25 protein-coding genes and 1 riboswitch are annotated in these 22,783 nt (G+C 74.6%); of the genes, 8 read left to right on the top strand and 17 right to left on the bottom strand.

Features of this window, described 5'->3' with window-relative positions:
* Nucleotides 1–18 precede the first annotated feature (18 nt).
* Both ACFY23_RS06440 and ACFY23_RS06435 read left to right on the top strand, forming a co-directional pair.
* The gene (locus tag ACFY23_RS06440; protein ID WP_350684697.1) at nucleotides 19–624 is read left to right on the top strand and encodes a hypothetical protein; all 606 of its coding nucleotides are present in this window, start codon (nucleotides 19–21) and stop codon (nucleotides 622–624) included.
* Nucleotides 625–633: 9 nt separating this feature from the next.
* On the top strand, nucleotides 634–801 hold the full coding sequence (locus ACFY23_RS06435; protein WP_350684698.1) for a hypothetical protein: 168 nt from the start codon (nucleotides 634–636) through the stop codon (nucleotides 799–801).
* A gap of 121 nt (nucleotides 802–922) precedes the next feature.
* Here ACFY23_RS06435 and ACFY23_RS06430 read toward each other — a convergent pair whose 3' ends face one another.
* The 7 genes from ACFY23_RS06430 to ACFY23_RS06400 all read right to left on the bottom strand — a co-directional run bounded on the left by ACFY23_RS06430 (nucleotide 923) and on the right by ACFY23_RS06400 (nucleotide 7,791).
* Nucleotides 923–2,854 (bottom strand): acyl-CoA dehydrogenase family protein, encoded by a 1,932-nt coding sequence (locus ACFY23_RS06430; protein WP_350684707.1) that lies wholly within the window; start codon nucleotides 2,852–2,854, stop codon nucleotides 923–925.
* Between the two features lie 284 nt (nucleotides 2,855–3,138).
* Nucleotides 3,139–3,642, bottom strand: a complete 504-nt coding sequence (locus ACFY23_RS06425; RefSeq protein WP_350684699.1) for a DUF6328 family protein — start codon at nucleotides 3,640–3,642, stop codon at nucleotides 3,139–3,141.
* A 129-nt stretch (nucleotides 3,643–3,771) separates the two neighbouring features.
* On the bottom strand, nucleotides 3,772–4,521 hold the full coding sequence (locus ACFY23_RS06420; RefSeq protein WP_350684700.1) for an SIS domain-containing protein: 750 nt from the start codon (nucleotides 4,519–4,521) through the stop codon (nucleotides 3,772–3,774).
* A gap of 74 nt (nucleotides 4,522–4,595) precedes the next feature.
* Nucleotides 4,596–5,426: an alpha/beta hydrolase gene (locus tag ACFY23_RS06415; protein ID WP_350684701.1), complete on the bottom strand. Its 831-nt coding sequence runs from the start codon at nucleotides 5,424–5,426 to the stop codon at nucleotides 4,596–4,598.
* Between the two features lie 27 nt (nucleotides 5,427–5,453).
* A complete protein-coding gene (locus ACFY23_RS06410) occupies nucleotides 5,454–6,326 on the bottom strand; it encodes a TIGR03943 family putative permease subunit (RefSeq protein ID WP_350684702.1) in 873 nt (290 codons plus the stop codon).
* The gene (locus ACFY23_RS06405; RefSeq protein WP_350684708.1) at nucleotides 6,323–7,321 is read right to left on the bottom strand and encodes a permease; all 999 of its coding nucleotides are present in this window, start codon (nucleotides 7,319–7,321) and stop codon (nucleotides 6,323–6,325) included. Before ACFY23_RS06405 ends, ACFY23_RS06410 begins: the two co-directional genes overlap by 4 nt.
* Before the next feature lie 206 nt (nucleotides 7,322–7,527).
* Nucleotides 7,528–7,791 carry a hypothetical protein gene (locus tag ACFY23_RS06400; RefSeq protein ID WP_350684703.1) on the bottom strand — a complete coding sequence of 88 codons (264 nt, stop codon included), beginning with the start codon at nucleotides 7,789–7,791 and terminating at the stop codon, nucleotides 7,528–7,530.
* A gap of 134 nt (nucleotides 7,792–7,925) precedes the next feature.
* A riboswitch (TPP riboswitch) is annotated at nucleotides 7,926–8,031 on the top strand.
* Nucleotides 8,032–8,104: 73 nt separating this feature from the next.
* Between ACFY23_RS06400 and ACFY23_RS06395 the strand changes: the two genes are divergently transcribed.
* From ACFY23_RS06395 to ACFY23_RS06385, 3 genes are all read left to right on the top strand, one after another.
* On the top strand, nucleotides 8,105–8,695 hold the full coding sequence (locus ACFY23_RS06395; RefSeq protein ID WP_350684704.1) for an ECF transporter S component: 591 nt from the start codon (nucleotides 8,105–8,107) through the stop codon (nucleotides 8,693–8,695).
* A gap of 127 nt (nucleotides 8,696–8,822) precedes the next feature.
* Complete coding sequence (locus tag ACFY23_RS06390) at nucleotides 8,823–10,238, top strand: ABC transporter ATP-binding protein (protein ID WP_350684705.1); 1,416 nt, start codon at nucleotides 8,823–8,825, stop codon at nucleotides 10,236–10,238.
* Nucleotides 10,239–10,338: 100 nt separating this feature from the next.
* Nucleotides 10,339–11,139: an energy-coupling factor transporter transmembrane component T gene (locus tag ACFY23_RS06385; protein WP_350684806.1), complete on the top strand. Its 801-nt coding sequence runs from the start codon at nucleotides 10,339–10,341 to the stop codon at nucleotides 11,137–11,139.
* Between the two features lie 84 nt (nucleotides 11,140–11,223).
* Here ACFY23_RS06385 and ACFY23_RS06380 read toward each other — a convergent pair whose 3' ends face one another.
* Together ACFY23_RS06380 and ACFY23_RS06375 are read right to left on the bottom strand one after the other, a co-directional pair.
* Entirely contained in the window at nucleotides 11,224–11,883 is a 660-nt protein-coding gene (locus tag ACFY23_RS06380) for a response regulator transcription factor (RefSeq protein ID WP_350684807.1), read from the bottom strand.
* Nucleotides 11,880–13,082 carry a sensor histidine kinase gene (locus tag ACFY23_RS06375; protein WP_350684808.1) on the bottom strand — a complete coding sequence of 401 codons (1,203 nt, stop codon included), beginning with the start codon at nucleotides 13,080–13,082 and terminating at the stop codon, nucleotides 11,880–11,882. The genes ACFY23_RS06380 and ACFY23_RS06375 overlap by 4 nt, the downstream gene beginning before the upstream one ends.
* 157 nt (nucleotides 13,083–13,239) lie before the next feature.
* Here ACFY23_RS06375 and ACFY23_RS06370 point away from each other — a divergent pair, with 157 nt between their 5' ends.
* The gene (locus ACFY23_RS06370) at nucleotides 13,240–13,935 is read left to right on the top strand and encodes a hypothetical protein (protein ID WP_350684809.1); all 696 of its coding nucleotides are present in this window, start codon (nucleotides 13,240–13,242) and stop codon (nucleotides 13,933–13,935) included.
* A gap of 269 nt (nucleotides 13,936–14,204) precedes the next feature.
* On the opposite strand, the gene ACFY23_RS06365 is transcribed toward ACFY23_RS06370, so the two are convergent.
* Nucleotides 14,205–14,450 carry a hypothetical protein gene (locus ACFY23_RS06365; RefSeq protein WP_350684810.1) on the bottom strand — a complete coding sequence of 82 codons (246 nt, stop codon included), beginning with the start codon at nucleotides 14,448–14,450 and terminating at the stop codon, nucleotides 14,205–14,207.
* 403 nt (nucleotides 14,451–14,853) lie between these two features.
* Between ACFY23_RS06365 and gndA the strand changes: the two genes are divergently transcribed.
* Entirely contained in the window at nucleotides 14,854–16,296 is a 1,443-nt protein-coding gene (gene gndA / locus ACFY23_RS06360; RefSeq protein ID WP_350684811.1) for an NADP-dependent phosphogluconate dehydrogenase, read from the top strand.
* A gap of 48 nt (nucleotides 16,297–16,344) precedes the next feature.
* Here gndA and ACFY23_RS06355 read toward each other — a convergent pair whose 3' ends face one another.
* From ACFY23_RS06355 to recO, 5 genes are all read right to left on the bottom strand, one after another.
* Nucleotides 16,345–17,106 carry a pirin family protein gene (locus ACFY23_RS06355; RefSeq protein WP_350684812.1) on the bottom strand — a complete coding sequence of 254 codons (762 nt, stop codon included), beginning with the start codon at nucleotides 17,104–17,106 and terminating at the stop codon, nucleotides 16,345–16,347.
* A 67-nt stretch (nucleotides 17,107–17,173) separates the two neighbouring features.
* On the bottom strand, nucleotides 17,174–17,395 hold the full coding sequence (locus tag ACFY23_RS06350; protein WP_350684813.1) for a thioredoxin reductase: 222 nt from the start codon (nucleotides 17,393–17,395) through the stop codon (nucleotides 17,174–17,176).
* Between the two features lie 233 nt (nucleotides 17,396–17,628).
* A complete protein-coding gene (locus tag ACFY23_RS06345; protein ID WP_350684814.1) occupies nucleotides 17,629–17,814 on the bottom strand; it encodes a hypothetical protein in 186 nt (61 codons plus the stop codon).
* Nucleotides 17,815–17,878: 64 nt separating this feature from the next.
* Complete coding sequence (locus ACFY23_RS06340; RefSeq protein ID WP_350684822.1) at nucleotides 17,879–18,679, bottom strand: isoprenyl transferase; 801 nt, start codon at nucleotides 18,677–18,679, stop codon at nucleotides 17,879–17,881.
* 8 nt (nucleotides 18,680–18,687) lie between these two features.
* Nucleotides 18,688–19,563, bottom strand: a complete 876-nt coding sequence (gene recO / locus ACFY23_RS06335) for a DNA repair protein RecO (protein ID WP_350684815.1) — start codon at nucleotides 19,561–19,563, stop codon at nucleotides 18,688–18,690.
* Nucleotides 19,564–19,663: 100 nt separating this feature from the next.
* On the opposite strand from recO, the gene ACFY23_RS06330 reads away from it, so the two are divergent.
* A complete protein-coding gene (locus tag ACFY23_RS06330) occupies nucleotides 19,664–20,494 on the top strand; it encodes a DUF4097 family beta strand repeat-containing protein (RefSeq protein WP_350684816.1) in 831 nt (276 codons plus the stop codon).
* Here the strand turns inward: ACFY23_RS06330 and ACFY23_RS06325 are convergent.
* Nucleotides 20,481–21,680: an acyltransferase family protein gene (locus ACFY23_RS06325; protein ID WP_350684817.1), complete on the bottom strand. Its 1,200-nt coding sequence runs from the start codon at nucleotides 21,678–21,680 to the stop codon at nucleotides 20,481–20,483. The genes ACFY23_RS06330 and ACFY23_RS06325 overlap by 14 nt on opposite strands.
* 168 nt (nucleotides 21,681–21,848) lie before the next feature.
* Nucleotides 21,849–22,745, bottom strand: a complete 897-nt coding sequence (gene era / locus ACFY23_RS06320; RefSeq protein ID WP_350684818.1) for a GTPase Era — start codon at nucleotides 22,743–22,745, stop codon at nucleotides 21,849–21,851.
* Between the last annotated feature and the right edge of the window lie 38 nt (nucleotides 22,746–22,783).

Genomic DNA, 22,783 nt, shown 5'->3' with positions numbered 1-22,783 from the left:
CGTGGGACGCTGTCCGGCGTGAAGATCTACGCCGATCGCTTCCCGACCGCCGTCCGACAGTTGATCACCGACCTGCTCGTCGTCGCCTGGGTGTACGGCGCGGTCCGCGGCGCGCTGTGGCTGCACGACCTCGTCCAGAAGCTCGCCGTACCCGGCCAGAAGCTGGAGGGGGCCGGCGGCGGCCTGGCCGACAACCTGGCCGAGGCGGGCGGCAAGGTCGGCCGGGTGCCGCTGGTCGGCGACGAGCTGACCGCGCCGTTCGAGCGGGCCGCCGGCGCTGCCCGGTCGCTGGCCGAGGCCGGACGCGACCAGCAGGAGCTGGTCGACCAGCTCGCCCTCGCGCTGGCCGTCGCCGTGCTGGTCTTCCCGCTCGGCCTGGTGCTCTTCGGCTGGCTGCCGCTGCGGGTGCGCTGGATGCGCCGGGCCGCCTCGGCCGCCAGGCTGGCCGCCGTGCCCGCCGGGCGGGACCTGCTCGCCCTGCGGGCGCTGGCCACCCAGCCGCTCGGGCGGCTGACCCGGATCGCGCCCGACGTGGCCGAGGCGTGGCGGCGCGGCGACGACGCGACCGTCGATGCGCTCGCCGCACTGGAGCTGCGCCAACTCGGCCTGCGCGCCGGCCGCTAAGGTCGTCGGGTGTTCTACTTCCTGGTCGTCATCGCCATCCTGCTGCTCGGCTACGCCGCCGTCCTGGTCAACTACGTCCGCAAGGGCCGCAAGATCCCGCCGGCGGCGTACCTGGGGCTGGCCGTGCTCAACGGGCTGATCCTCGCCGCGATCCTGGCCTGGGCGATCGCCAGCTGACCCGCCGGACGCCGGGCCGGCGCGAACCCGGCCCGGCTGCGCGGTCGGCGGGCGTCCCGCCGAGGGCCGGGGTGAAGGAAGGGCACCTTCCTATACAAAGACGCTAGGAAGGTGCCCTTCCTTACACCCGGCGGCGGACGTCGGCGGCGGTGGACGGGCCGGGCGACCAGCGCGCCACCCAGGGCAGGTCGTCGGCGGGGGTGACCACGCCCTCCTCCAGGCCGGCGTAGCGCCCGGCCAGGATCCGCTTCGCGGCGGCCGTGTCGACCGAGTCGGTGTTGTCCCACAGGGCGGTGAAGAGCGCGTCGACCCGGACCCGGGCCTGCCGGCAGAACAGGTCGGCCAGCTCGACGTTCTCCGGCCGGGTGTCCCGCTCGGCGTAGGCGCGCACGCAGACGGCGGACATGGCGAACAGCTCCGCGCCGATGTCCACCACCCGGCCGAGGAACGCCTGCTTGCGCTCCATCTTCCCCTGCCACCGGGACATCGCGTAGAACGTCGACCGGGCCAGCTTGCGCGAGGTGCGCTCGACCTGCCGCAGGTGGCCGGCGAGCGGGCCGAACTCGCCGTACGCCGACGGGCGCTGGCCCTTGCCGACCGCCAGGGTGGGCAGCCACTTCGCGTAGAAGACGCCGGCCCGCGCGCCGGCGCGCGCCTTGCGGCCGAGCCCCGCGTCCGGGTCGATGATGTCGCCGGCGACGGACAGGTGCGCGTCGACCGCCTCCCGGGCGATCAGCAGGTGCATGATCTCGGTCGAGCCCTCGAAGATGCGGTTGATCCGCAGGTCGCGCAGCAACTGCTCGACCGCGGCCGGACGCTCGCCCCGCGCCGCCAGCGAGTCGGCCGTCTCGTAGCCACGCCCGCCCCGGATCTGGATCAGCTCGTCGGCGATCTTCCAGGCCATCTCGCTGGCGTAGAGCTTGACCAGCGCCGCCTCGATCCGGATGTCGTTGCGGTCGTCGTCGGCCAGCAGGCAGCACAGGTCGAGCATGGTCTCCATGCCGTAGGTCGTCGCGGCGATGAAGGAGAGCTTCTGGGCCACCGCCTCGTGCTCGCCGACGGGGCGTCCCCACTGCACCCGGTCGGCGGCCCACTCCCGGGCCACGTTCAACGCCCACTTGCCGGCGCCCACGCACATGGCCGGCAGCGACAGCCGGCCGGTGTTCAGGGTGGTCAGCGCGATCTTCAGGCCCTTGCCCTCGCCGCCGATGACGTTCTCCTTCGGCACGAAGACGTCGTGGAAGCGGGTGAGGCTGTTCTCCAGGCCGCGCAGGCCGACGAAGGAGTTGCGCCGTTCGATCGTGATGCCCTCGGCGTCGCCCTCCACGACGAAGGCGGTGATCCCGCCGCGCCGCCCTTCGGCGGCGGGGACCCGGGCCATCACCACGAGCAGGGTGGCGATGGTGCCGTTGGTGGCCCAGAGCTTCACCCCGTTGAGCCGGTAGCCGGCGCCGTCGGGGGTCGGCTCGGCGGTGGTGGCCAGCCGGGCCGGGTCGGAGCCGACGTCGGGCTCGGTGAGCAGGAACGCGGACACCTCGCCGGCGGCGAGGCGGGGCAGGAAGCGCTGCTTCTGCGCGGCGGTGCCGAACATCTTCAGCGGCTGCGGCACCCCGATGGACTGGTGCGCCGACAGCAGCGCGCCGATCGCCGGGCTGACCGAGCCGGCCAGCATGAGCGCCCGGCAGTAGTGCAGGTTGCTCAGCCCGAGCCCGCCGTACGACCGATCGATCTTCATGCCGAACGCGCCGAGCCGGGCCATGCCGTGGAACACGTCGTCCGGGATGGACGCGTCCCGTTCGATGACCGCGCCGTCCACCTCGGAGGTGAGGAACTCGCGGAACCGGCCGAGGAACTCGTCGGCCCGGGCGACGTCCGCCGCGTCGGGGCGCGGCCAGGGGTCGATCAGGTCGAGCCGGAGGCGGCCGAGGAAGAGCTCCTTGCCGAAGCTGGGCCGGTCCCACGAGGACTCGCGGGCCGCCTCGGCGACCTGGCGGGCCTCCTTCTCGGAGACCTGTCCCGCCTCCTTCGGCAGCGGCCCGGCCGCGCCGGCCATCGGCCTGTCCCCGGCGGCGGGCGTCGGAGCCTGCCCGGTGCCGGCCGCCGCGCCGCCGGGCGGTGCGGGCCGGTCGGCGCCGGCCGTCGGCACGCCCACGGTGTCCTTCGCCGCGGGCTGGTCGCCGCCGGATCCGTCCGGCGCGGGTCGGCTGTTCTGCGTCGTGGTCACGGCTGCCCCCTCGAACCTCGGTCCGGCTGCGTCAACGTGCTCGACAAACAGCACGCTACCCCCGGGTGTTACCCAGGGGTAGCGTTCGGTGAAGATCGAGTTCGTCGGCCGGGTCAGTCGCCGGGGAGGTGCTGGGGGTCGTCGTCCTCGTCGTCGATGTCGTCCTCGCCCCAGTTGCGCCGGGCGAACGGCAGGAACACCCAGAAGGTGAGGAACCAGAGCGCCGTGGCGCCGCTGAGCAGCAGGGCGACGCTCCGGTCCAGCACGAAGTCGGTGATCAGCAGCACCGCGCTGACCATCGAGATCAGCATGAAGGCGAGGCCGGCGCTGGCCATCCGGTGGGCGAACCGGACCAGCTCCGGCTTGCGGCCCTGCCGGAACAGCGCGCGGTGGAACGCCACCGGGGAAATGATCATCGCGGTCGCGGCGGCGGCCGCCAGCAACGAGACGATGTAGACGTCCTTCTGGAAACCGCTCGTCCTGGTGAACCCGTTGCTGAACGGCAGGGTCAGCAGGAAGGCGAAGAGGATCTGCACGCCGGTCTGCGCGACCCGCAACTCCTGCAACAGGTCGGCGAAGTTGCGCTGCCAGCGCTGCTTCTCGGTTTCCTTGGACACGCGCTACCTCCGGTCAGACGGTACTGCCGACGGGGTGCGCCCGTCGGCAGCAACGCTGATGCCCCACCGGCGGAGCCACGAAACCGGCTCACGCCGCCCGCGCGAGCCCCGGTTCCTTGCCGGCTCCGGTCAGGAGCCGCGGCGGATCCGGCCGGCGTACCGGGCCTCCAGGGCGTTGTTGTGCTCGTCGCCGCCGGCGATGTTGGCCGACAGGTAGACCGGGGGCCGCTCCCCCGTCGCGAGCAGCCGGGCCACCACCTCGACCGTGATCTGCTGCGCCAGCAGCGCCGCGGTGATCGACGAGACCGCGCCGACCGCGCCACCGCCGGGCAGCGGCAGCGTCGCGTCGCCGTACGGGGCGCCGTTGTCGAGCACCACGTCGGCGAGGTCGGCGAGCTTGCGCCCCGACGGGTGGCGCGAGGTCATCTGCCCGGAGTGCTGCGCCGAGGTGATCGCGACCAGCCCGTGGCCCTTCTCCTTGACCAGGGACGCGAACTCCACCATCGCGCCGTTGACGCCGGAGTTGGAGGCCAGCACGAAGACGTCCCCAGGGCTGACCGGGGCCAGCTCGTAGAGGCGGTGCGCCACCGACGGATCGCGTTCGAGCAGCGGCCCGAGCATGTCGGCCGGCGCGCCGCCGACCAGCACCAGGTCCCGCAGGGCGATCCGGTTGGTGGGCACCAGCCCGCCGGCCCGGCCCGCGATCTCCATCGCCAGCGCCTCCGAGTGGCCGGTGCCGAACGCGTGCACCACCCCGTCGGCGCGCACCGCGTCGGCGATCAGGTCGGCGGCCCGCCCGACCGCCTCGCGCTGGCTCGTGGCCACCCGCTGCATCGTCTCGGTCACCACGGCCAGGTAGTCCTCGGCGCTCACCGTCATGTGTCTCCTCCGTCCAGTCGTACGTCCGTCGAGGACGCCCGGCCACCCCGGGGGCGCGGGCGACACCGTGCCGGTCAGGCCGGGCCCCGCACCCGGGCCAGGATCGCCTCGGCCAGCGGGGCGGGCGCCTCGTCGGGAATCCAGTGGCTCACCCCGGGCAGCTCGACGAAACGGTAGTCGGCGCTCACGTGGCCGGCGCACGCCTCGGCCGCGGTCCGGCCGATCGCGATGTCACGGTCGCTCCACACGAAGGTGGTCGGCACCGGCACCGGCCCGGTGGCCGCCATGTCCCGCCGGGACATCGCCCGGTACCAGTTCAGCGCCGCCGTCAGCGCGCCCGGCTCGCGCATCGGGTCCGCGTACGCGGCCACCCGCTCGTCGTCGCCGACCCCGTGCAGCATCCGGCGCAGCCCGGTCGCGCCCAACGCCAGCAGCGCCTTCTCCGCCCGGCCCGGCTTGCGGAACACCGCGATGTACGCCGAGCGTGCCTTCTGCCCCGGGTCCTCGGCCAGCGCGTGCGCCATCGCGGCGGGGTGCGGCACGGAGACCGCGGTCAGCGTCCTGACCCGCTCCGGTTGCCGGGCGGCCAGGTCCCAGGCGACCAGCGCGCCCCAGTCGTGCCCCACGAGGTGCGCCGCGTCGACGCCGAGGGCGTCCAGCACGGCCACCGCGTCGGCGGCCAGCTCCGACATCCGGTACGCCTCGACCGCCTCCGGCCGCGCGCCCGGCGAGTAGCCGCGCTGGTCCGGCGCGTACGTGCGCAGGCCGGCGGCGTGCAGCGGCGGGACGACGTCGTCCCACTCCCCGCCGTGCTGGGGAAACCCGTGCAGCAGCAGGACGGGCGCGCCGCCCTCCGGACCGCCGACGCGTACGTCGAACGTGAGCCCGCGCGCCTCGATCCGCATGATCGCCAGCCTACCCAGGGGACGGGGTCACTCGTACTGGCGTTTGGGGGTGGGCACCTGCCGCCAGGACTCCACGTCGAGGTAGGGGATCTCGGCGTCGTTGACCGGGTCCCGGATGATCCGGTCGCTGTAGCGGCCGGTCACCTCGATCCAGGTGTCGTCGGCGAGCCCTTCGGGGGCGGCGCCGGTCAGGCCCAGCTTGACCGGCCGCCCGTCGGCCGCGCAGCAGGAGAGCACCATCCGGGCCAGGAGCGGTCGGCCGTCGGGGCCGGTGGTGACGAAACCGGTCAGCCGGACCCGGCGCCCGCCGAGCGACGCGCCCCGGTCGAACAGCGCCCGCGCGGCGTAGTCGAGCACGCTGACCTGCGCCGGGTCGCCGTCGGGCAGGGGCGGGTAGTCGGACGGCTGTTGCCGGGCGGAGAGCGCGGTGCCGGCCTGCCCGGCGGCGTACGAGCCGAGGGCGGGTGGGGCGACCAGGAGCAGACCCAGCGCCGGCAGGATCAGCAGCCAGCCGATCCGCGGCTCGTGGTGGCCGTGCCCGTGGTCGGCGGTGTGCTCGCCGGCGGCGCGGTCGTGCTCGCCGGCGGCGCCGTCGTGCTCGCCGGCGGCGCCGTCGTGCTCGCCGTCGGCGCGGTCGTGCTCGCCGTCGGCGCGGTCGTGGTCCCGGCCGGCGCCGTCGTGCTCGCCGTCGGCGGTCGGGGGCGCGGCGGCGCGCCGGAGGGCCGGACGCAGCTCGTACCAGAGGGTCATGACGGCGGCGACCACCAGCAGCAGGCCCGCGGCGACCAGGAAGGGGCGCAGCCCCTCCTTGACGTAGCGCAGGTAGAGGTCGGTGAGGCTGGCCCGGACCACCGCACCCCCGAGCAGCAGCAGGACGACGGCCTGCGCCTGCCGGTTCACAGCAGCACCGCCCCGGTCGCGGCGGCGACGGCGACGGCCACCGCGAAGGTGGCCGGGGCGAACCGCAGCGCGAACCGCCGGCCGAAGACGCCGGTCTGCATCGCGATGAGCTTGAGGTCGACCATCGGCCCCACCACCAGGAAGACCAGCCGGGCGGTCAGCGAGAACTGCGACAGCGAGGCGGCCACGAAGGCGTCGGCCTCCGAGCAGAGGGAGAGCAGCACCGCGAGCACGGCCAGCGCGAGCACCGAGAGCACCGGGTCCGCGGCGAGCGTCTGCAACCAACGCTCGGGCACGACGACGTTGATGGTGGCGGCGGCCGCCGCGCCGACCACCAGGAACCCGCCGGCGTGGGTGACGTCGTGCCGGACCGCCGCCCAGAACGCCCGCCCGCGCGAGCCGTCGTCCAGCTCCGGCCGACGCGGCAGCCGGATCCAGTCGGCCCGGCCGAGGCGCAGCCACAGCCACCCCATCACCATCGCGACGACCAGGCTCGCGAGGCCGCGGCCGAGGACCATCTCCGGGTCGTCGGGGAAGGCCACCGCGGTGGCGGTGAGCACGATCGGGTTGATGGCCGGGGCGGCGAGCAGGAAGGCCAGCGCGGCGGCCGGGGTGACCCCGCGCCGGATCAGCGAACCGGCGATCGGCACGGACCCGCACTCGCAGCCGGGCAGCACCACGCCGGCCGCGCTCGCCACGGGCACCGCGAGCGCGGGGTGCCGCGGCAGCGCCCGGGCCCAGAACGACCGGGGCACGAAGACCGCGATCACGGCGGAGAGGACCACCCCGAAGACCAGGAACGGCACCGCCTGCACCATCACCGAGACGAAGACGGTCGTCCAGGTCTGCAGCCGGGGCGCGGACAGCGCGCGGGCGAGCGGCTCACGGAAGACGACCAGCAGGATCAGCAGGCCCGCGAGCACCTCGACCGACCCGACCCGCCAGGCGCTCCCGCCGCCCGCCGGCTCCTGCGACGGTACGTCCGACGCGACCACGCGCTCCCGTCGCCGCGGCCCGCCCGCCGGCACGGTGTGGTGGTCAGTCCGCCCCGTCACGCACCCGTCCCTCTGCCCGTCCCGCCTGGCCGCCTCAGACTACCGGCCGACTGGGACATCTCGATGGACGCGGCGGGCCCCCCGCCCGTACCCATCGATCCGGACGGTGTTCCTCCTGGCGTCCCGTGACGGTCGTGCCGCCGGCGTCACGGTCGTGGCCGCCGCCACCAGGGCGCCCGCCCGTCCGGGAAGTCCCGGTCCCAGGCGGCCCGGGCCCGCAGCTTGGCGTAGAGAGCCAGCGACGCGAAGGCGCCGATTCCCAGCACGACGAGGAAGAACCAGAGCACGGTGCCGAGGTCGCCCCGACCCGCCGCGGACACGATCACGATCACTGCGATCGGCAGCACGCCGACCACCGTTCCCGCCAGGGTCAGGGCGAGGGTGCGCTCCGGCTTCTCGGAGGTGGCCACGAGCGGAGCCTCGCACGAGGGCGCGAGCACGGAGGGTGAGCACGCCGGTCGCCAGCCGCCCGCATCCGGGATGACCTGCGGAAAGATCACTTTGCCCGATGATCTTCAAAGGTGTTAGCGTCGCGCGACAACTTCACATCCGACAGGGGAGCGCACAGCGCTGAGAGTGCGGGCACCGCCCGCAGACCCTCGAACCTGATCTGGGTAATGCCAGCGCAGGGAGTTCGGTCGACCTCCAGCCGCGCCGCCGTCCGGGCACACCGGGCGCGGCGTGCGTCTTCTCCTGGTTCGCGTTCAGGACTGGGAGCAAATCATGCGAGACAACACGACCACCCGGTGGCGCACACTCGACGTCGTCATCGCCGCGGTGATCGCGGTGGCGTTCGGCGTCATCTTCTGGGCCTGGGGCCTGCTGTGGCGGGCCGTCGACCCGGCGTTCGCGTTCTTTCCGGCCGGCCAGGCGATCATGTACGGCGTCTGGCTGGTCCCGGCCGTGCTCGGCGGCCTGGTGATCCGCAAGCCCGGCGCGGCGCTCTTCTGCGAGGCGGTGGCGGCGACGGTCTCCGCGCTGCTCGGCTCGGAGTGGGGCGGCATCACCATCGTCCAGGGCCTGATCCAGGGCCTCGGCGCCGAGGTGGCCTTCGCCGCGTTCCGGTACCGCTCGTTCCGGCTGCCCACCGCGCTGCTCGCCGGCGCGCTGACCGGCCTCGGCGCGGCGCTGTTCGACTTCTTCGTGTGGAACGTCGACTACGCGCTCGGCAGCTACCGGATCCCGTACGCCCTGCTGACCGTCGTCAGCGCCGCCGCCGTCGCCGGCGCCGGCGGCTGGGCCCTCACCCGCGCCCTGGCGGGCACCGGCGTCCTGGACCGCTTCCCCGCCGGCCGCGAACGCGCCGCCATCTGACCGCCCACCCGCTCCTCCTCGTCGATCAAGAGGTTTGCGTCGGCTGGAGGCGGTTTCCCGGACGCAAACCTCTTGATCACCGGGACGGGACACGGCCCGGTCGGACTGCACGGAGGGAGGGGGCGACGTGGGGACGGTGACGCTGCGGGGGTTCGGGTGGCGGCACGCCGGGCGTCGGGCGTGGGCCGTACGCGGGGTGGACCTGCGGGTCGAGGCCGGCGAGCGGGTGCTGCTGCTCGGGCCGTCGGGCGCCGGCAAGAGCACCCTGCTCGCCGCGCTGGCCGGCCTGCTGCCCGAGGACTCGGGCGAGCAGGAGGGCACCGTCGAGATCGACGGGCTCGACCCCCGCAAGGGCCGGGAACGGGTCGGCATCGTCTTCCAGGACCCGGAGACCCAGCTCGTGATGGCCCGCAGCGGCGACGACGTGGCGTTCGGGCTGGAGAACCGGGGGATCCCCGCCGAGGAGATCTGGCCCCGCGTCGACGAGGCGCTGGCCCGGGTCGGTTTCCCGTACCACCGGGACCGGCCCACCGCGGCGCTCTCCGGCGGCGAACAGCAACGGCTCGCCCTGGCCGGGGTGCTGGCCCTGCGGCCCGGGCTGCTGCTGCTCGACGAGCCCACCGCCAACCTCGACCCCACCGGCGCCGCGCTCGTCCGCGCGGCGGTGGCCGGGGCGCTGGACGCCGACACCACGCTGATCCTGGTCGAGCACCGGGTCGCCGAGGCGCTGCCGCTGGTCGACCGGGTGGTCGTGCTCGAACCGGGCGGCGGCGTCCGCGCCGACGGCACGCCCCAGACGGTCTTCGGCACCCACGGCGACGCGCTCGCCGCCGCGGGCGTCTGGGTGCCCGGCCGGCCCGTGCCGCCCCGCCGCGCCACCGCGCCGGCCGGCGACCTGCTGCTCACCGCCGACCGGCTCGGCCTGCCACCCCGGCTGGCCGCCGTCGACCTGGCGGTACGCGCCGGCGAGGCGCTCGCCGTGCTCGGCCCGAACGGGGCCGGGAAGTCGACCCTCGCGCTGCTGCTCGGCGGGCTGCTGAAACCGGGAGCCGGCCGGGTCGCGGCGACGGCGGCACTGGCCGGCGCCGACGCCCGCACTCCCCCGCACCGCTGGCGCGCCCCCGCACTGGCCCGCCGGATCGGCTCGGTCTTCCAGGATCCGGAGCACCAGTTCGTCGCCACCACCGTCTTCGACGAGCTGGCCCTCGGCCCGCGCCGCACCGGCCGGCCGGAGGCGGCGGTCCGGGCCACGGTGGACGACCTGCTGTCCCGGCTGCGGTTGACGAAGCTCGCCGCGGCCAACCCGTACACCCTCTCGGGCGGGGAGGCGCGGCGGCTGAGCGTGGCGACGGCCCTGGCCACCGCGCCCCGCCTGCTCGTCTGCGACGAACCCACCTTCGGCCAGGACCGGCGGACCTGGCTGGAGCTGGTGGACCTCTTCGCCGAGCTGCGCGACGCCGGGCACGGCCTGGTCGCCGTCACCCACGACCCGGAGTTCGTCGCCGCCCTGGCCGACCGGCGCGTCACCCTGGAGCGGCCGTGACCAGCTCACGTAGCGCGCCGGTCGCGCACCCGCCGCGCCGCTGGGCCGTGACGGCCCCGGCGCCGGTCCCCTGCCCCGCCCGGCCCACCCCGGAGCGGCCGTGATCACCCTCGAACCGGTCGCCGCCCCCGACGCGCCGCTGGCCCGGCGCAACCCGGTGGCCAAGCTCGCCGCGGCGCTGGTGTTCTCGTTCATCCTGGTCGCCACCCTGGACCCGGTGGCCCCGGCGATCGCCATCGCCGTCGAACTGGCCGTGCTGCCGCTGTTCGGGGTCCGCTTCCGCGTGTTGGCCCGGCGGGCCTGGCCGCTGCTCGTCGGCGCGGTCGGCGTCGTGGTGACGCTGGTGCTCTTCGCGGCCGAGCGCTCCGGGCGGGTGCTGGTCGAGGCCGGCCCCGCCGTGGTCACCTCCGGCGTGCTGCTCACCGCGCTCGGCCTGGTGCTGCGCATGTTCGCCGTGGCGCTGCCCGGCGTCATCGTGTTCGCCACCACCGACCCCACCGACCTGGCGGACGCCCTGATCCAGAACGCGAAGGCGCCGGCCCGGTTCGCCATCGGGGCGTTGGCGGCGTTCCGGCTGGTGCCGCTGCTCGGGCAGGAGTGGCAGATGATCGCCATGGCCCGCCGCGCCCGCGGGGTGGAGGCGGGACGCAACCCGCTGGCGAAGCTGCGGCTGTTCGTCTCCACCGCCTTCGCGCTGCTGGTCGGGGCGATCCGCCGGGGCACCCGGCTGGCCGTGGCGATGGACGCCCGCGGCTTCGACGCCGGCACCCCGCGTACGGTCGCCCGGCGGCAGCGCTTCGTCGCCGCCGACGGGCTGCTGATCGCCGGGGCGGCGCTGCTGGCCGGCGCGGCGCTGGCGGTCAGCGTCCTGGCGGGAACCTTCCGGCCACTGATCGGCTGACCGCCGCGGCGGCTGCCGGTGGCACGGCTGCGGCGGTCGCCGGCGCCACGGGTCCGGCGGCCGAGGCCCGGCGGTCGCCTCGCCCTACCGGCGCCGGAGCTGGGCCACGCCGGTCTGGTACGCCAGCACGACGGCCTGCACCCGGTCGCGCACCCCGAGCTTGGCGAAGATGCGGTTGACGTGCGTCTTCACCGTCGCCTCGCCGAGGAAGAGCTGGTGGGCGATCTCCCGGTTGGACAGGCCGTCGGCCATCATTCGCAGCACCTCGGTCTCCCGGGCGGTCAGCTCAGCCAGCCCGGGGCTGCCGGCGGTCGCCGCCGGCGCCGTCGCCGTGTAGTGGTCGATCAGCCGGCGGGTGATCGACGGGGACAGCAGCGCGTCGCCACGCGCGGCGGCCTGCAGGGCGCCCGCGAGGTCCTTCGGCGGGGTGGTCTTGAGCATGAACCCGGACGCGCCGGCCCGCAGCGCGCGGTAGACGTACTCGTCCAGGTCGAAGGTGGTCAGCACGATGATCCGGATGTCGGCGCACTCCGCCAGGATCCGCTCCGTCGCGGCGATGCCGTCCAGCCGCGGCATGTGGATGTCCATCAGGACGACGTCGGGCTTGAGGCGTGCCGCGAGCAGTACGGCGTCCTCGCCGTCGGCGGCGTCGGCGACCACCTCGATGTCGGGCTGCGCGCCGAGGATCATCCGGAGTCCGCCGCGGACGAGGGCCTCGTCGTCGGCGATGAGCACCCGGGTCACGCCGTCGTGCCCGTCGGGGAGAGCGCTGGCGTCGAGCCGTCGAGGCCCAACGGAAGCTCCACGCGGACCTCGAAGCCGCCCTGCTCACGCGGGCCGGCGACGACCGTGCCGCCGAACAGCTCGGCCCGTTCCCGGATGCCCGTCAGCCCGTGGCCCGTGCCGACGCCACGGCGGGCGGGACCGGGCCCGTCGTCGACGACGTGCAGCCGGAGCCGGGTGTCGCCCACATCGATCGAGACGTCGACGGTCGCGCCGGGGGCGTGCCGGGCGGCGTTCGTCAGGGCCTCCTGGAGGATCCGGTAGGCGTTGACGTCGGCGGCGACCGGGACCGGGCCGAGATCGCCCGTGACGGTGACCTCGACCCGCCCGCCGGCGACGCGTACCGCGGTGGTCAACGCGTCGAGCTGCCGCAGCGAGGGCAGTCCCTCCGGCGCCGGTTCCGAGCCGCGCAGGATGACCAGCAGCCGGCGCAGCTCGGTGACCACGTCGCGTCCCACGTCCTGCACCGCCTCCAGTGACTCGCGGGCCTGGCGCGCGTCCGAGTCGAGCACGGCCTCGGCCGCGCCGGCCTGCAGCACCATCACGGAGACACCGTGCGAGACGATGTCGTGCAGTTCCCGGGCCACCCGCAGCCGCTCGTCGGTCCGCGCGGCGGCCTCCCGCTCGGCGGCCAAGGCAACCAGGCGTACCGCCTGCGCCCGGCGCATCCGGACCGCGTAGCCGGGGCCCAGCACCGCGAGCCCCACGAACACGATGAAGACCCAGTCCGAGTCCCCGGCGGCGGTGTTCTCGACGCCGAGTGCGACGAAGTAACTCGTCGTGGCGACGGTCGGCGCGGCGCGTCCCCCGACGGCGACGCAGCCGAAGCAGGCGAACAGCAGCGCCACCAGCGGCACGACGGGCCACTCCGGGAGGACGGGCGTGAAGCTCTGCGCGGTGAAACAGACGCCGGCGAGGACGGCCGCCGCTCGCGGGTACGTCGTGCAGGCCGCCACCGCGAGGCCGTAGCCGACGAGCAGCACGGTGAGCACGGCGAGCCAGCCGGCCGGTAGCGCCGCGAGGTCGGGCCCCTCGCCTTCGACGTAACCGGCGATCGGAACGTACAGCTCGGCCAGGCCGAACCCGAACAGCGCGAGACCGGCGACGGTGGCGACGACGAGACCCCGCGGGAGACGTCGCTTGTCGGGGACGGCGGACATGGTGCGAAGGGTATCGGCGGCGACCGAGGCCGGGCGTCCACCCACGGGTGTAGAAGGCCCGGCAGAACGCTCCACCCTCGGCTCAACCCGTCGGCCGACGATCGGCCCCGGGGCCGGCTCCTAGCGTCCACCACACACTTCTCGATGGGAGACCACGATGGATGACAGGACCGGGCGACGGTACGGCCGGCGGCTGACGGCGGTCGCGCTGGCCGCGGCCGGCGTTCTCTACGGCGTCGCGAACGCCTTCTACTGGGTGATGTTCCCGGACGACGTGTCCGAGACCGCCGGCAACGTGGCGGTGGCCGCCGGGAACCTCGGCGCGTGGCGCGTGGAGACCGTCCTGTTCGCCCTGGCGCACCTGCTGCTCGTACCGGCTATGGCCGGCCTGGCCGTGGCGCTCGGCCGGCGCAAGCCGCTGGTCGCCACGATCGGCGGCGGCATCACCCTGCTCGGCCTCTACTTCTCCACCGTCCACCTCTGGCACTACAACGCCTTCTTCGGGGCCCTCGCCGGCGCCGACGTCGACGCCGAGGCCGTCCGACCGGTCGTCGACGCCCTCGACAACGATCCGTTCGTGATGGCGTCGTTCGCCATGTGGCTGCTGGGCTGGATGATCGGCCTCCTGGTGCTGGCCTTCGGCGCCTGGCGGGCCGGCATGGTGTCGCTGTGGGTGCCGCTCGTCCTCACCGGCGGGCAGGTCCTCGAATTCGTCACCGAGGGCGCCCCGCTCAAGATCGTGGTGAGCGTGCTGATGGCGGCCGGGCTGTCCGGCCTGGCGGTCGGCGTGGACCGGGATCGTCCGGCCGAGGCGGCGGACCGGACGGAGGCGCCGGTGGCCACGCACTCCTGACCCGGGCCGGGGGCCGGGCGGCGTCGCGGCGTCAGCCGCGACCCCGCCCCTGGCGTCCCGGGCCCCCTGGTGCCCCGGGCCCCCTGGCGTCCCAGGCCCCCTGGCGCCCCGGCCCACCCCTGGCGGCCGGGCCGCCCGTCGTCGGGCCGCGCCGGCCTCGACAGCGGGGCCGGGCGCGACGCCTGTGGAGGTGATGCCGGACGGCCGCGGCCGACGCCGGCTTCGCTTGCCGGTCTTTCTGGGCGACGGGCTGGCGGAGGTGCCGCCTGTCAGCTGCGCCGGAAGGCGTACCGGCGGGCCTGGGGTGCCTGCTGGCTCCGGCCCCCGGGGTTGCGGGCCCCGGCGCCCCTGACGGGCGGACCGGCCTTCGTCGGCGGCGTCGCCGCCACCGGCAGCGCCGGGACCGACGCCGGGGCGAGGCCGATCGCGTCCACCTCGATCGGCGTCAGGTCCGCGGCGGCCGGCTTCGGCGTGGCGGTGGTGCGGGACTTCTTCGGGTTGCGCTTGGCGGGCATCCGGGCCTCCTCGGTCTGCGGGCCGCCCCGTCGTCGGATGGGGCGGGCCGCCGGTCGGTGACCGTCGCGCGACGGTCGGGCGGAATCGGGACTGCTCCCCGGGTGCGACCACGAAGGACACCGCCGCCTCGGCGGCAGGGTGGGAATGCGGACGCCCGGGAGCACGCGGACCCACGGCAGCAGATGCGGCGGGCCGGCTCGGAGATGAGGCGTCAGTTGCGCATGCCCACACGCTAACCCCACGGCACGGCCCGCGCATCCGATTTACCGGCACGAGCGGCATGCCCAGCCGGCATCGGACCGTGATGCGACGGTGACGGACTGTCGAACATCCGCACCGCGCCCGCCCCTCGCCGCGATACGGTCGCAGCGGCAGGAGCGGACGGCGGAAGGCGGCGGGCGGATGGCCGAGCGGGCGACGGCGCGGATCGGCGTGACCGGGCTGGCGGTGATGGGCCGGAACCTGGCCCGGAACCTGGCCCGCAACGGCTTCGCCGTGGCGCTGCACAACCGCTCGCCGGAGCGCACCCGCAGCCTGGTCGCGGAGCACGGCGACGAGGGGACCTTCCTGCCCGCCGAGTCGATGGCGGACTTCGTCGCCTCGCTGGAGCGACCGCGGGCGGTGATCGTGATGGTCAAGGCGGGTGGGCCCACCGACGCCGTGATCGACGAGCTGGTTCCGCTGCTCGACTCCGGCGACATCGTCGTGGACTGCGGCAACGCGCACTTCGCCGACACCCGCCGCCGGGAGGAGGCGCTGCGGGCCCACGGGCTGCACTTCGTCGGCACCGGCGTCTCCGGCGGCGAGGAGGGCGCGCTGCACGGCCCGAGCATCATGCCCGGCGGGTCGGCGGAGTCCTACCGCACGCTCGGCCCGATCTTCGAGAGGATCGCCGCGCAGGTGGACGGAACGCCGTGCTGCCGGCACATCGGGCCGGACGGCGCCGGGCACTTCGTCAAGATGGTGCACAACGGCATCGAGTACGCCGACATGCAGCTCATCGCCGAGGCGTACGACCTGCTGCGCGCCGGGCTCGGCGCGGAGCCGGCGGAGATCGCGGAGGTCTTCCGCGACTGGAACTCCGGCGAGCTGGAGTCCTTCCTCATCGGGATCACCGCGGACGTGCTGGGGCACACCGACGCGGCCACCGGGCGGGCGTTCGTGGACGTCGTGCTGGACCGCGCCGAGCAGAAGGGCACCGGCCGCTGGACGGTGCAGAGCGCCCTCGACCTGGGCATCCCCATCACGGGCATCGCCGAGGCGACGTTCGCCCGGTCGCTGTCCGGGCACGCCGACCAGCGGGCGGCGGCGCGCGGGGCGTTCCCGGACGCGGGCGAGAAGTGGCAGGTCGGCGACCGGGATACCTTCGTCGAGGACGTCCGCCGCGCGCTGCTCGCCTCCAAGATCGTCGCGTACGCGCAGGGCTTCGACCACATCCGGGCCGGCTCCCGGGAGTACGACTGGGGCATCGACCTGGGCGGCACCGCGACGATCTGGCGGGGCGGCTGCATCATCCGGGCCCGCTTCCTCGACCACATCCGGCAGGCGTACGACGAGCAGCCGGAGCTGCCGACGCTGCTGGTCGCGCCGTGGTTCGCCGACACCGTCAGCGACGGCGTGCCGAGCTGGCGGAGGGTGGTGGCCGAGGCGGCCCGGGCGGGGGTGCCCACGCCGGCGTTCGCCTCGTCGCTGGCGTACTTCGACGCGCTGCGCGCCGAGCGCCTCCCGGCGGCGCTGATCCAGGGGCTGCGGGACAACTTCGGCGCGCACACCTACCACCGCGTGGACCGCGACGGCACCTTCCACACCCTCTGGTCCGCCGACCGCTCCGAGGTCCAGGCCTGACCCACGCCCGCCGGGCGCCTGCCCGACACTCCACGACCCTCTCCGGCCTCAGGCGATGGTGGCGTGCATCTCCCAGACCAGGATCTCGGCCGGCTCGGTGGCGGTGACCCGTCGCCCGCCCGTCATGGTGAGCCGGGCGGCGTCGCCGGTGCCGAGCAGCCCGCCGCCCTCCAGGGTGACCGCGCCGGTCGGCACGTACAGGTGGACGAAGGGCGCGTCCGGGAGGTCGACCTCGTCGCCGGGGCGGAGCCGGGCCGCGTGCAGGGCGGCGAAGCGGTTGCGGATCCGGATCGCCACGGCGCCGTCGTGGCGGTCCATCCCGGAGGCGACGGGCACCAGGCCGCCGCGCAGGAGCTCGTCGTGGATCTCGAGCTGTTCGTAGCCGGGGTCGACGCCCTGCTCGTCCGGGAGCACCCACATCTGCACGAAGTGGACGGGCTCGGTGTGCGGGTCGCGGCCGTCGAGCCGCCAGGAGTCGTTCTTCTCGGAGTGCAGGATGCCGGTGCCGGCGCTCATCCGCTGCGCCAGCCCCGGGTAGATCACGCCGGAGTGGCCGGTGGAGTCCTGGTGCACCAGCGACCCGCGAAGCACCCAGGTGACGATCTCCATGTCCTGGTGCGGGTGGGTCTCGAAGCCGGCGCCCGGCCGGACCACGTCGTCGTTGTTGACCAGCAGCAGGCCGTGGTGTGTGTTGGCCGGGTCGTAGTGCCGGGAGAACGAGAACGAGTGCTTCGAGTCGAGCCAGGAGATCCGGGTGGCGAAGCGGTCGTCGGCCCGCCGGATGTCGACGGCCGGAGCGGGGGCGGTCACCGCGTCACCGGTCGGCGGCCCGGCGCCGCCGCGGGACCGGCTGGCGTGGCCGGCGGGTCGGCGGGGGTCACCAGGCCCGCTGCCCGGTCTCGGTCGGCGCCCAGGTGAGCGCCGGTTCGCCCGTGGCCAGCTCGCCGATCTCGCCGGAGCGCAGTTGCGGCACGTGGCCGAGCTCGTGGCAGTGCTGCTCGGCGATCTCGGCGCAGATCTCGGCGACCTGTGCGCAGATCGGGTCGCCGAGGTCGGCGGCGTTCAGCGCCATGATCATCTTGTATCGGAGATCCCGCATCCCCACCCCCGAGGCTCGACGCGGTCCGGGGCACCCGCCCCGCTCCCCGATCCTAGGCACCGCCGCCCCTCACCCACCCCGAAACCCCGAACCCCGACCCACCGGTCGATCATGCACCTCGGGTGGGCGGTGCCTCCTGGTAAAGGCTTTCGCAGTGGCCACACCCGCGTGATCCCCAGGGGACGGGGCGGGCGGGCGGTCAGCGTCGCACGGGGCGACGCTGACCGGCGGGGTCAGAAGAACCGGCGGCGCTTCGCCTTCTGCGGGCGGAGCATGTCGGCGCCCTTGGTGAGCAGGCGGCTCACCCCGGACGGGCCGCGTCGGGCCTCCAGCGTGTGGCTGAGCCGACGCGCGCCGGCCGCCGCCAGCGGCACCGCTACCGCCATCAACGCCCACTGGGCGATACGCTTCTGGATCATGTGGGTTCACCTCCGTCAGTGGCTGCTGACCGGAGAGATACCCCGCGCGACGGAGCGGTAAGCCTCAGGACGGCGGGGCGACCGGGTTGGGCAGCGCGCCGCCGAATCGGCGGTCCCGCTGGGCGTACAGCTCGCAGGCGTACCAGAGGTGCCGGCGGTCGAAGTCGGGCCACAGCGTGTCGAGGAACACCAGTTCCGCGTACGCGGTCTGCCAGAGCAGGTAGTTGGAGATCCGCTGCTCGCCGGAGGGGCGGAGGAAGAGGTCCACCTCGGGGACCTCCGGGTGGTAGAGGTACTTCGCCACCGTCTTCTCGGTGACCTTCGCCGGGTCGAGCCTGCCCGCGGCCGCGTCCCGGGCGATCGCGGCGGCGGCGTCGGCGATCTCGGCCTGCCCGCCGTAGTTGACGCAGAACTGGAGGGTCAGGGTCGAGTTGCCCCGGGACATCTCCTCCGCCGTCTGCAGCTCGGAGATGACGCTCTTCCAGAGCCGGCCGGCCCGACCGGACCAGACCACCCGCACCCCCAGGTCGACCAACTGGTCGCGGCGGCGGCGGATGACGTCCCGGTTGAAGCCCATCAGGAACCGGACCTCGTCCGGCGAGCGCCGCCAGTTCTCGGTGGAGAAGGCGTACGCCGACAGGTAGGGGATGCCCAGCTCGATGGCGCCCTCGATGGTGTCGAACAGGGAGAACTCCCCCGCCTCGTGGCCCTTGGTGCGGGGCAGCCCGCGCTCCTTGGCCCACCGGCCGTTGCCGTCCATCACCACGGCGACGTGCCGGGGCACGGCGTCGGCGGGCAGCGCCGGCGGCCGGGCGCCCGAGGGGTGCGGTGTCGGCGGCACCGGCTCGCGCCGGCCGGCCCTCATCGATCGGATCACTCGGCTCTCTCCCTGCTCACGCCATCCGCTCCGGGCCCGACGCCACGCGGCGGCGGGACCGGGCCGGCCGCGCCACCGCTCGGCGGCGGGACCGGGCCGGCCGCCGGGGCACCCCGGTCTACCAGCGGCAGCGAGCGTAGCGCGCGTTCCAGGTGCCACTGCAGGTGCGCCGCGACGAGGCCGCTGCACTCCCGGCGTACGCCGGTCTCGGTGGCGTCGGCGACCCGCCAGTCGCCGGTGGTCAGCGCGGACATCAGGTCGATGGTCGCCGGGGCGGGATGGGCCGCGCCGGGGGGCCGGCAGTCCGGGCAGACCGCGCCCCCGGCCGGTACGGAGAACGCCCGGTGCCGCCCGGGCGTGCCGCAGACGGCGCAGGCGGTCAGCGCCGGCGCCCAGCCCGCGAGGGCCATCCCGCGCAGCAGGTACGCGTCGAGCACCAGGGTGGTGTCGTGGCTGCCCTCGGCGAGCGCCCGCAGCGCGCCGAGGGTGAGCTGGAACAGGCGCAGCGACGGCTCCCGCTCGACCGGGGTGAGCCGCTCGGCGGTCTCGGCGATCGCGCTGGCGGCCGTGTAGCGGGGGTAGTCGCCGAGGAACCGCTTGCCGTAGAGGTCGATGCCCTCGACCTGGCTGACCGTGTGCAGCGAGCTGCCCTGGTTGCCCTTCGGGTCGCCGGCGAGCTGGAGGTCGACGTGCCCGAACGGCTCCAGCCGGGCGCCGAACTTGCTGGTGGTGCGGCGGATCCCGCGGGCCACCGCCCGCAGCCGGCCGTGCCGGCGGGTCAGCAGGGTGATGATCCGGTCGGACTCGCCGAGCTTCTGCACGCGCAGGACCACCGCGTCGTCGCGGTAGAGCTGTCGGCGGTACCCGGCCATCGGGCCATTCTCCCTCGGGGTGCGAAATCAGGGTCGGCTCGGGGTGGACGCGCGAGGAACCCCGATGCGCGGCGCGCGCCGTGCCTCGTAGCGTGCTCGCATGGCTCTCCACCGGACTGCCGCGGCGCTCGCCGCGGCCGCCACCCTCATCGTCGTCGCCGGGTGCGACACCCTGCCTTCCCGTCGGCTCGACTACGACAACACGGAGGCGGCCCGGATCAGCGCCATCCGGGTGCTACCGGGGGCCGGCGACGTGACCGTCCGCGGCACCGGCACGGACGGCGAGGTGCGGATCAAGCGGGTGGTGCGCTACCACGGCGACCAGCCCGCCACCACGTACGAGATCGACGGCGCCGAGCTGGTGCTGGACACCGACTGCGGCGACGACTGCAGCGTCTCCTACGACGTCACCGCCCCGGAGGGGGTGAGCGTGACGGGCGAGACCGGCTCCGGTGACGTCCAGCTGAGCAAGGTCGGCCCGGTGGGGATCCGGGTCGGTTCCGGCAATGTCCGGGTGACCGGTGCCGACGGTCCCGTCAGGGCAGAGACCAGCTCGGGTGACGTCAAGGTCATCGGGGCCGCCGGGGCGGTCGCCGTCACGACCGGCTCCGGCAACATCGACGTGGACGACGCCCGGGCCGTCGTGACCCTGCAGACCGGCTCCGGCAACATCACCGGGCGCCGCCTCGACGCCGGGGTGGACGCCGAGACGGGCTCCGGCAACATCACCGTCGAGCTGACCAAGGCCGCCTCGGCGCGTACGCACACCGGCAGCGGGGACATCAAGCTCGTCGTGCCCACGGGCCGTTACCAGGTTCGCTCCGAGGTCGGCGGCGGCGACGCCCAGCTCGGCGTGACCCACGATCCGACCGCCTCGCTGGTGCTCGACATCTCCACCGGCGGCGGCAACCAGACGGTCACCCAGCGCTGATCTCGACGGTCTCCGGCTCCCGGGCGGCGCGCGGCGCCGGCACCGCCGCCCGCCCGGTGGCCGGGCCACCGGGGAGCAGCGCCGGGCCACCGCGGCTCGGCTGGACGGCGGCCGGCGGATCGTCGGCGGGCCCGCCCGGTCTCACCCGCGCGGCCGGGCCGCCCGGGCTCGGATGGGCGGCCGGGCGGGGGCGGCCGGGGATCAGCTCCGGCGGCCGGCGGGCCGCCACGTCCTCCACCCAGCCGACCACGGCGGTCATCACCGCGACCAGGGCGAAGACCAGGGCCACCCGGATCGCGAGGCCGAGCGGGTCCTGGTGCGACCAGCCCACCACGTCGACCAGCGGGGTGAGCGCCGCCACGAACGGCATGTGCCACAGGTAGACGGTGAGCGCCCGCCGGTTGAACACGGTCACGACCCGGCCGAACACGGCGCTGCGGTCCACCCAGAGCGCGCTCGCCGGCGCCCTGCCGAGCAGGACGAGGACGAAGGCCGCCGACCAGAGGGCGTTGCCCAGGGGGTTGTCGTTCAGGTCGTACCCGCGGGGGCCGGGGTGGGTGAAGATCCACGCGCCCCCGGCGGCGGCGAGGGCCAGCGCGACGGGCACCAGCACCCGGGTGGCCAGGCGACGCAGCATGCCGGCCTGGTGGGCGAAGCCGAGCAGCCAGGCGCCGAAGTAGAGCCCGAAGTGGTGCAGCACCCCCGGCAGCGCCGGCAGCAGGCCCAGCTCGGCCGCGGCGAGCAGGGCGTACGGGGCGACCACCGTGGGCACCGGGGCGCGCCGGAACAGCCAGAGGGCCGCCGGGGAGGCGAGCACGAACCAGAGGTAGTCGCGCAGGTACCAGATCACGCTCAGCGCGATCGCGCCCCAGCCGTTGGCCGGCGGGTCGGCGACGGGGAAGAGCCAGAGCAGCACCTTCGGGCTCAGCGGCAGTCCGGTGAGCAGCATGGCGGGCACGAAGACCGCGGCGACCACCCAGAGCGACGGCAGCAGGCGACGCAGCCGGCGTACGACCGCTCCCGGCCCCCACCGCTGCAGCGAGGCGGCCATCAGCGAGCCGGCGAGCGCGAACATCACCGACATCGCCGGGAAGACGAGGGTCAGGGTGGCCCATCCGGTGACGTGGTAGACGACGACTCGAACGATGGCCAGGAAGCGGAGCAGGTCAAGGTATCGGTTTCGCATCAGCCTGCATCTATGTCCGGGGGCACGGGGGCTGTCCTTCCCCTACCCTCCGGACCGATCACCGCAAACGGCCAGCACCCATGCGAAAAGTGAGATGTTCCACCCGGCCGACCGACACCGATCGCGCCCGAGTCGCCGGGCCGGCGCGCGCACCGGCCCGGCGCCGGGTCAGAATCCCAGCTTGCGCAGCTGCTTCGGGTCCCGCTGCCAGTCCTTCGCCACCCGGACGTGCAGGTCGAGGTAGACCCGGGTGCCGAGCAGCTCCTCGATCTGCCGCCGTGCGGTCGTGCCGACCTCCTTGAGCCGGCTGGCCCGGTGGCCGATCACGATCGCCTTCTGGCTGGGCCGCTCGACGTACACGTCGGCGTAGATCTTCATGAGCTTGCCCTCGGGGACCATCTCCTCGACGACCACCGCGATCGAGTGCGGCAGCTCGTCGCGGACGCCCTCCAGGGCCGCCTCCCGGATCAGCTCGGCGACCAGCACCTGCTCCGGGTCGTCGGTGAGCATGTCGTCCGGGTAGAGCTGCGGCGACTCGGGCAGGTAGCGGGTCATCACCTCGACCAGCGTGTCCACCTGGTGCCCGGAGACCGCGCTGACCGGCACCACCTCGGCGAACTCGCCCAGCTCGCTGACGGCCAGCAACTGCTCGGCCAGCCGCCTGCGGTCCACCAGGTCGGTCTTCGTGACCACCGCCAGCACCGTGGCCTTCAGCTCGGCCAGCTCGCCGGTGATGAACCGGTCGCCGCGCCCGATCGGCTCGTCCGCCGGGATGCAGAGGCCGATCACGTCGACCTCGCTCCAGGTCTGCCGGACCAGGTCGTTGAGGCGCTCGCCGAGCAGCGTGCGGGGACGGTGCAGGCCCGGGGTGTCGACCAGCACGAGCTGGGAGTCCGGGCGGTGCAGGACGGCCCGGATGACGTGCCGGGTGGTCTGCGGCTTGTTCGAGGTGATGGCGATCTTCTGCCCGACGATCGCGTTGGTCAGCGTCGACTTCCCGGCGTTCGGGCGGCCGACGAAACAGGCGAAGCCGGCCCGGTAGGGACGCTGCTGCAGGTCGCTCACGCCGCCGCCCCGCCCCGCTCGCCGGCAGCCGTCCGCCC

The organism is Micromonospora sp. NPDC000121, assembly GCF_042899165.1.
Lineage (GTDB): Bacteria > Actinomycetota > Actinomycetes > Mycobacteriales > Micromonosporaceae > Micromonospora.
The sequence above is the reverse complement of the archived record's forward strand: the minus strand, read 5'-3'. Positions and strand labels throughout refer to the sequence as shown.